7 protein-coding genes and 1 tRNA gene are annotated in these 8,241 nt (G+C 63.8%); 7 read left to right on the forward strand and 1 reads right to left on the reverse strand.

From position 1 onward, the window contains the following. Positions 1-52: 52 nt before the first annotated feature. The 7 genes from GXY15_01405 (at position 53) to GXY15_01435 (ending at position 7,805) form a co-directional block, all read left to right on the forward strand. Complete coding sequence (locus GXY15_01405; protein NLV39870.1) at positions 53-1,198, forward strand: PAS domain-containing sensor histidine kinase; 1,146 nt, start codon at positions 53-55, stop codon at positions 1,196-1,198. 1 nt (position 1,199) lies between these two features. Further along, positions 1,200-2,567 (forward strand): sigma-54-dependent Fis family transcriptional regulator, encoded by a 1,368-nt coding sequence (locus tag GXY15_01410; protein ID NLV39871.1) that lies wholly within the window; start codon positions 1,200-1,202, stop codon positions 2,565-2,567. A gap of 247 nt (positions 2,568-2,814) precedes the next feature. Continuing rightward, positions 2,815-3,084, forward strand: a complete 270-nt coding sequence (locus GXY15_01415; protein NLV39872.1) for a hypothetical protein — start codon at positions 2,815-2,817, stop codon at positions 3,082-3,084. A gap of 41 nt (positions 3,085-3,125) precedes the next feature. Then, positions 3,126-3,641 carry an NAD(P)H-dependent oxidoreductase subunit E gene (locus GXY15_01420; GenBank protein ID NLV39873.1) on the forward strand — a complete coding sequence of 172 codons (516 nt, stop codon included), beginning with the start codon at positions 3,126-3,128 and terminating at the stop codon, positions 3,639-3,641. Between the two features lie 15 nt (positions 3,642-3,656). Continuing rightward, positions 3,657-5,504, forward strand: a complete 1,848-nt coding sequence (locus GXY15_01425) for a 4Fe-4S binding protein (GenBank protein NLV39874.1) — start codon at positions 3,657-3,659, stop codon at positions 5,502-5,504. A gap of 4 nt (positions 5,505-5,508) precedes the next feature. Then, on the forward strand, positions 5,509-6,195 hold the full coding sequence (locus GXY15_01430) for a 4Fe-4S dicluster domain-containing protein (protein NLV39875.1): 687 nt from the start codon (positions 5,509-5,511) through the stop codon (positions 6,193-6,195). Positions 6,196-6,218: 23 nt separating this feature from the next. Beyond that, the gene (locus GXY15_01435) at positions 6,219-7,805 is read left to right on the forward strand and encodes an FMN-binding glutamate synthase family protein (protein NLV39876.1); all 1,587 of its coding nucleotides are present in this window, start codon (positions 6,219-6,221) and stop codon (positions 7,803-7,805) included. A 324-nt stretch (positions 7,806-8,129) separates the two neighbouring features. On the opposite strand, the gene GXY15_01440 is transcribed toward GXY15_01435, so the two are convergent. Continuing rightward, positions 8,130-8,218, reverse strand: a tRNA-Ser gene (locus GXY15_01440). Positions 8,219-8,241: the final 23 nt, after the last annotated feature.

The following is an 8,241-nucleotide window of genomic DNA, read 5'->3' on the forward strand; positions in this document are numbered from 1 at the left end:
ACCGCGTGTCGCTGAAGACTGTGCGCGGTCCCCATCAGCATTGGGTGGAACCGTGACGCAAGCAAATCTCCGAAGAGGCAAGGCCCTCGCGCTGCAGGAGCGCGTCAAGGAGCTGACCTGCCTCTTGCGGTTGGCCGAGATTGCGGGAACGCCGGGAATTTCCCTGGACAACGTTCTTAAGCGGATGGTGGCGGCGCTGATACCCGCCTGGCAGTATCCGGAGATTGCCTCGGCCAGAATCGTGCTGGATGGCCGCAGTCATGCGGGGCCCCGGTTCCGCGAAGCCCCGCACACCCAGCGCGCGGACGTTGTTGTGCGGGGGATGAACCGCGGGTTCGTCGAAGTGGTCTATCTTGAGGAGCGGCCGGAATCCGACGAGGGGCCGTTTCTGCGGGAGGAGCGCAGCCTGCTCAACGCCATCGCCCAGCAGGTGGCGCTCGTGATTGAACGAAAGCAGGCTGAACTGGACAGGGCGTATCTGGAGAACCAGCTTCGTCATGCGGACAGGCTGGCCACCATCGGGCTGCTGGCCGCGGGCGTGGCCCACGAACTTAACGAGCCCCTGGGCAACATCCTGGGTTTTGCCCAGCTCGCGGAAAAATGCCCCCAACTCCCCGCTTCCGCGGAAAACGACCTCAGAAAGATTGAAACCGCGGCGCTTCACGCGCGCGAGGTCATCAGGAAGCTCCTGGTGTTCGCCCGCCAGACGCCCCCGGAGACCGCCCCCGTTGACATCAACCAACTGGTGCGCGAGGGGCTCTTCCTCATCGAGGCCCGCTGCGCCAAGGCGGGCGTTGCGGTCAACTATCTTCTCGACCCCTCCCTGCCCCTGGTGTCCGCCGACCCGGCGCAGATGAACCAGATGCTTGTTAATCTGGCCGTCAACGCGCTGCAGGCGATGCCCGCGGGGGGCCTGCTTCGGGTGCAGACCGAAACCGCCGGAGACCATGTCTGCCTCAGTGTCGAAGACTCCGGGACCGGAATGGATTCGGAAACGCTTCAACAGGTTTTCGTGCCGTTCTTCACGACCAAGGATGTGGGGCAGGGCACGGGGCTCGGACTTCCCGTGGTCCACGGAATTGTCCTGTCGCATGCGGGAACCATTCAAATCCACAGTGAAGTGGGCCGGGGAACCCGGTGTGAGATCCGGCTTCCGGTGAATGCCCCGTTGAAACCCGAAGCCGGGGAGAAGCCCTGACATGGCCGGGAAGTCCCGAAAAGAATGCATTCTGGCGGTCGACGACTCCGAGCCCACGCTCGAGGTGGTCCAGAGGAACCTGGCGGCGGAGGGATACCGGGTGCTGACCGCCGGCAGCGTGGCCATGGCCGCCAAACTGCTTGAAGCGAAAAAAATAGACCTCGTCATCACCGACCTCAAGATGCCCAAAGTCAGCGGCATGGACCTTGTGCGGCATGTCCGGGAGAACTTCCGGGACACGGAGGTGATCATGATCACCGGATACCCTTCCATAGAGGGTGCGGTCAAGGCGATCAAGTCCGGCGCCGAGGAATACCTCGCGAAGCCGTTCACCGGCGCCGAACTCCTGTCCGCAGTGCGGTGCGCCCTCGGCAAACTGGATGCCCGGAAACGCGGCGGCGCCTCCGCTCCGCAAACGCCCATGACGACGCATGGTCTGCTGGGGGAGTCGGAAGCCATCCGAAAGGTGGTGCAGGACATCGCCAAAGCCTCCGCAACTTCCGCAACCGTCTTGATCACGGGGGAGAGCGGCACGGGAAAAGAGCTTGTTGCGCGCGCCATACATTACGCCGGAAAACGGTCATCGGCCCCCTTCGTGCCCGTCAACTGCGGCGGAATCCCGGACGGGCTGCTCGAAAGCGAGCTTTTCGGCCATGTCAAGGGCGCGTTTACCGGCGCCACGGAATCGCGGGCGGGTTTCTTCCACGCAGCCGACGGGGGCACGATCTTTCTCGACGAAGTGAGTGAGACAAGCGCGTCCATGCAGGTCAAGCTGCTGCGTGTTCTGGAGAACCGGGAGGTCTGCATGGTGGGGTCAAGCCGGCCGCGCAAGGTCGACACGCGGGTTCTGGCCGCCACAAACAAGGACCTTGCCGGCCTGGTGAAAAAAGGCACCTTCCGAAAAGACCTGTTCTTTCGGCTGCATGTGATCACCATTGTCCTCCCCCCCCTGCGGGACCGGGGAGACGATGTCCTTCTCCTCGCCGCCCACTTCGCCAAACGATACGCCGCCGAGCTGGACCGGCCGCAGCCCCGCTTCTCGGAGAGGGCCGTCGCCATGCTGAGAAACCACGACTGGCCCGGCAACGTGCGGGAACTCGAAAACGTCATCCAGAGACTTGTGGTCATGACGGACGGGAGTGTCATTGACGCCCCCGACCTTCCCCCCCTCATGCGCTTCTCGGCCCTCAGAGGAGCCGGGCTTGACCGGACGCTGATGGAAGTCGAAACGGAATACGTCGGCGATGTCCTTGCCAGCGTGGGAGGCAACAAGACCCGCGCCGCCGCAATCCTTGGCATTGACCGAAAAACCCTCCGTGACAAACTCCGCGGTCTTTCGGGCACACAAGAGCAGTCCCCCACCTGCTGACCGCGCTCAGCGCGCCTCTCTCCGGAACAACTCCCGGCCTCTTCGGGGGGACGGGCATGACCGGGGAAAAATTCCCCGGCGGGTAAAAGCTCCCCGGTATGGGGAGGCCTTTTCAGCGCTGCCCTTTGGACAATGCGCCCCAAAAACGGACAAAAGGGTTCATCCGTCCATGGTCCGCCGCCGCCGCCCTCTTGGCATGGCAGTTGCTTACCCCCAAACACGGTCAGGCCTCAAGGGAGATGCTGCCATGGGTACCAGAGAAGCTGAAGCGCTGTGCGTCACGTGCAAGTGGGCGGCGGGATGCACCATCCCGGTAGATTCCATCGAGCCGGTTCTCTCCTGTGGGGCCTTCACCGAGCTTGCGGTGTCCGGTCATAAGAACCGCGCGGAGACCGGCGACTCCAACCGTCAGGATCCCAGCCGGGTGGACGGACTCTGCGGGGACTGCGGATGCCGGGAATCCTGCGTGTTCCGCCTGCGCGAAGGGGGGACATGGCACTGCGAGGAATACTGCTGAGAGGCGCGTCAGGCATGCCGTGCCCGGCGAAAGGAGAACACATGCGGGCCCAGATAGATGAGCGCGAAATCCTGTCCATAATCGGCAGGCACAACGCCGAATGCGGCGGATTGATCGCCATGCTGGAAGAAATCCAGGCCGTGCATGGATATCTGCCGGAAGAGGCGCTCAGGCTGGTTGCCCGCGCCGGAGGGCGTTCTCTTGCCGATGTGTACGGCGTGGCGACCTTCTACCGCTCGTTCAGCCTGAAGCCCCGCGGCCGGCACTACATCTGCGCCTGCATGGGGACCGCATGCCATGTCCGCTGCGCGCCCATGGTTGTGGAGGAACTGGAGCGGCAACTGGGAATCCAGTCCGGGGAAACCACTGAGGACGGCGAGTTCACCCTGGAAACGGTGAACTGTCTCGGGGCCTGTGCCCTTGGCCCCATTGTGGTGGTGGACGGGACTTACCATTCAAAGGTGGACGCGGCCGGTGTCAGAAGAATTCTGAAGAAGATACGTGTCGAACCGAAGCCGTCGAGTTCAGAGCCGAAGGTGACCGTTCAGAGCCTGTAAAGGATGCGCCCACAGATGCGACTGAGTCCCCAAAACGCCCTAAATCAATTGAAGACGGAACTCCAGAGCGCCGCAAATGGCGATGGCCGGACGCTGGTGATTCCGGCAGGCACCTGCGGCCGGGCCAGCGGCGCCGACGAGCTGGTCCGCAGGACGAAAGAAAGGATTCTCCAAGGCGGTCTTGCGGGCGAAATCCAGGTGCGCGTCACCGGCTGCCACGGTTTCTGCGAAATGGAACCGTCGGTTCTTGTGGAGCCGGAAGGCGTCTTCTATCCCAAAGTGAAGCCGGGCGACGCCGAACGCCTGGTCGAGGCGGCGGCTCAGGGGACCATCCTGGAAGACCTGGTGTGGGCGGACCCTGTCACCGGGGTGAAAGAGCCCTTTCAAAGGGAGATCCCCTTCTTTAAGAAGCAGACGCGCACGATTCTCTCCCGGAATGAGCTGGTCGACCCGGAAGACCTGGCGTCTTACATCAGAAGCGGCGGGTACTCCGCCCTGCTCAAGGTGCTGGAACGGGGCGACCCCGCATGGGTTGTCCAGGAAGTCAAATCCTCGGGACTGCGGGGGCGGGGCGGGGCCGGATTTCCCACCGGCCTCAAGTGGGAAATGCTGTCGAAACAGCCGGCCACGCCGGACAAGTTCCTCGTGTGCAACGCGGACGAGGGCGACCCGGGCGCGTACATGGACCGCAGCATACTTGAGGGAAACCCGCACAGCATACTCGAGGGCATGCTGATTGGCGCCTATGCGACGGGCGCCACCAGGGGCATCCTTTATGTCCGCAACGAGTATCCCCTGGCCATAAAGCATGTGCGTCTGGCGCTGCAGCAGGCGCGCGGCCTGGGCCTTCTTGGGGAGGGCATTCTGGGGACGGACTTCCGCTTTGACATCCAGGTGGTCCAGGGCGCCGGCGCGTTCGTGTGCGGCGAGGAGACCGCGCTCATCCGGTCCATTGAGGGGCGCATGGGCGAACCGCAGCAGCGGCCCCCGTTCCCCATCCAGCGCGGCATCAACGGCAAACCGACGAGCATCAACAACGTTGAGACGTGGGCAAACATCCCCGTTGTCGTCGGGGGGGGCGCGGAGCGCTTCGCCCAAACCGGCACCGGCGGCAGCTCCGGCACAAAGATTTTCAGCCTCGTCGGAAAGATCCGGAACACGGGCCTCGTCGAGGTTCCCATGGGCATCACCATAAGGGAGATCGTCCATGACATTGGCGGCGGTCCCGTCGGCAGGGCGGACTTCAAGGCAGTGCAGACCGGCGGGCCCTCCGGCGGGTGCATTCCCGCCTCGCGCTTCGACCTCCCCATTGACTACGACAGCCTGGCCAAGGCCGGCTCCATCATGGGGTCCGGCGGAATGATCGTCATGGACGGCAACACCTGTGTCGTTGATGTGGCCAAGTACTTCATGGGCTTCCTGAAGGACGAGTCCTGCGGGAAGTGCTTCACCTGCCGCAAGGGAACCCAGCGGATGCATGAGATTCTCGACGGCATCACGAGCGGCAACGGAACCCGCGAACAGCTGGACCTGCTGGAGGAGCTTGCCCTCACCGTCAAGGACACGACCATGTGCGGCCTGGGGCAGACCGCCGCAAACCCGGTCCTTTCGACACTGCGCTATTTCCGCGACGAGTACCTGGAGCACATAGACGGGCACCGCTGCCCCGCCGGCGTGTGCAAGCCGCTGATCTCCTACTCAATCAACGAGAACTGTTCGGGCTGCATGGCATGCGGCAAAAACTGCCCGACGCAGGCCATTTCCGGGGAGAGGAACAAGCGCCAGGTCATTGACCCGGACAAGTGCATCAAGTGCGGATCGTGCAGGAGTGTGTGCAAGCACGACGCGGTGGAGGTCGCCTAGCATCATGAATGGAACGGTCAACATCACCATCAACGGCCTTGCCGTTCGGGTTGAGCGGGGCATCACCGTTCTTGAGGCCGCCCGGTTCATCGGGTTCCCCATCCCCACCCTTTGCCACATGGACGGGCTGTCTCCGTACGGGGCGTGCCGCCTCTGCGTCGTTGAGATCGGAGAGGGGGCGCGCGCGAAGCTGGTCAGTTCCTGCACCTATCCGGTGGAGGAGGGGCTTCTTGTCCGCACGGCTTCCAGGCGGGTGCTCCGGGCCCGCAGGATGATTCTGGAACTGCTGCTGGCATCCTGCCCGCAGTCCAAGGTGATCCAGGACCTCGCCGCGGCCCATGGCGTCCGGCAGCAGCGGTTCCTCCAGGAACATGACGACTGCATCCTGTGCGGGCTGTGCGTGCGCATGTGCGAGGAGCAGATGATGGCGAAGGCCATCGGATTCCGGCACAGGGGGGAAAAGCGGAGCATCGGCACGCCGTTTGACGTCCACTCGGAGGAATGCCGGCTCTGCGGCGGCTGCATGTACGTGTGCCCGGCCTGCCAGCTCCGCTGCACCTACAACGCCCCCGAAAAGGCTGTCTGTGGCGGGTGTCAGAACCTGACGCCGCCGTGCGTTGAAAAAGACCCCTTTGACGACATGATGTGTTACATGGACCCCTGTGTCGCCTGTGAAAAACCCAAGAATTGACGGACTGAAAGGATTCCAAGACGATGGAGAGCACATTTTCGAAAGTGAACGCTTCGGCGGCCACACTGACCAAGAACCGCACGGTGGACTCCGTGGTGCCGGCCTCGGGGCTCTGCGCGACCTGCGTGGACGGATGCATCGGCATGTGCGAGGTCGGAAAGTCCGCGTATCGGGGGCACGAGGTCCTCTATCCCCAGCCCTTCGGCGTCATCACCACCGCCGGAGAGAAGACGTATCCCGTGGACTATTCGCATTTCAACATCATGGGCACCGCGGTCGGGGCGCACGGCATTGATGCGGACAGCGACAAGGCCATCTTTCCCGCCGTGAACCTGGAAGTCCGCTTCGGCCATGACAACGGGATCAAATACCGCTACCCGTGGCACATCCCCGGAATAGGCTCCACCGACATCGCCAAGAACAACTGGGAGGGCCTGGCCATCGGCTCGGCGCTTGCCGGCACCGGCCTGACCATCGGGGAGAACGTGGTCGGAATGGACGAGGAGGCCGTGATCAAGGACGGCCGCATCGTGGACACCGCGGATCTCAAGCGCCGTGTGAGGCTCTACAAGGACCATCAGCGGGACGGCTACGGCGCCATCATTGTGCAGGCAAACGTCGAGGACAGCCGCCTGGGCGTGCTCGAGTACGCCATCGAAAAACTCGGCGTGCGGTGCGTGGAGCTCAAATGGGGGCAGGGCGCCAAGGACATCGGCGGCGAGGTGAAAATCAGCAGCCTCAAGAAGGCGCGGCTGCTGCACGAACGCGGCTATGTCGTTCTTCCCAATCCCACCGATCCCGACGTCATCAGGGCATTCGAGCACGGGTCCTTCAATGCGTTCGAGCGCCATTCCCGGGTCGGCATGGTCGACGAGGAATCGTTCGCCCTGCGCATCGAGGGCCTGCGCCGCGCCGGCGCCAGGTACGTGTTCCTCAAGACCGGCGCCTACCGCCCGGCGGACCTGGCGCGCGCGGTCAAATACGCGTCCAAGTACAAGCTCGACCTGCTGACCGTGGACGGGGCGGGCGGCGGCACCGGCATGAGCCCATGGCACATGATGAACGAATGGGGCGTCCCCCCCGTGCATCTGCATTCGCTGCTGTACCAGTACGCGGAGACTCTCGCGGCGCGCGGTGAGCACCTGCCCGCCATGGCCGTGGCCGGCGGATTCTCCTTCGAAGACCACATCTTCAAGGGGCTTGCAATGGGCGCGCCCTTCGTCAAGATCGTTGGCATGGCCCGCGCCCCCATCGCCGCCGCCATGGTCGGCAAGACCATCGGGCGCACCATCGACTCCAACAACGTGCCGGTCTACATCTCAAGATTCGGCAACCGCAAGGATGACATTTTCGTGACGGCCGTCGAACTGCGCCGCGAATTGAGCGGCATTGACTTCGACACCATCCCCACGGGCGCCCTGGGCCTGTACACCTACTACGAGCGGCTCGCCCAGGGACTGCGCCAGTTCATGGCGGGAAGCCGGAAATTCTCCATGGCGCACCTGTCGCGCAATGACATCGCGGCCCTGACCCGTGAGGCCGCGGAGATATCGCGCATTCGCCACATCATGGACGTGGACCAGGAGGAGGTGGCCTCCATCCTCGGATAAGAACACGGCCTGCCCGGTATTCCGCAGGCCCGCAAGGGCAGGGCCCCCGCCGCGCCGTCGAAGCGGCTCCCGGGCGCGCTGCTCCGTGCCATGGCGCAACCGTGCAGGGTGCGTCGGCGGACCGGGTCGTTCTTCCATTGGACAGAGCCGCCCCCTCCCGTCAAGGCCCTGTGCGGAACACCAGAGAAGGCCGTCAAGGCCCAAATCTGCCGTGCGGATGCCCCGTCCCGAACCCCGGCGGAAACGCGTCCCCACGCTTCATTAAAGCGTCGGGACGCGGAGGAATGACGCCGCGGAGGATGCGGCACGGGAAAAAGAAAAAGGTGGCGGAGAGGCAGGGATTCGAACCCTGGTTACGGTTACCCGTAAAACGGCTTTCGAGGCCGCCGCCTTCAACACTCGGCCACCTCTCCGCGCTTTGTGGGGACGCGCATTC

The organism is Candidatus Hydrogenedentota bacterium, assembly GCA_012730045.1.
In the GTDB taxonomy this organism is placed as follows: Bacteria; Hydrogenedentota; Hydrogenedentia; order Hydrogenedentales; family CAITNO01; genus JAAYBR01.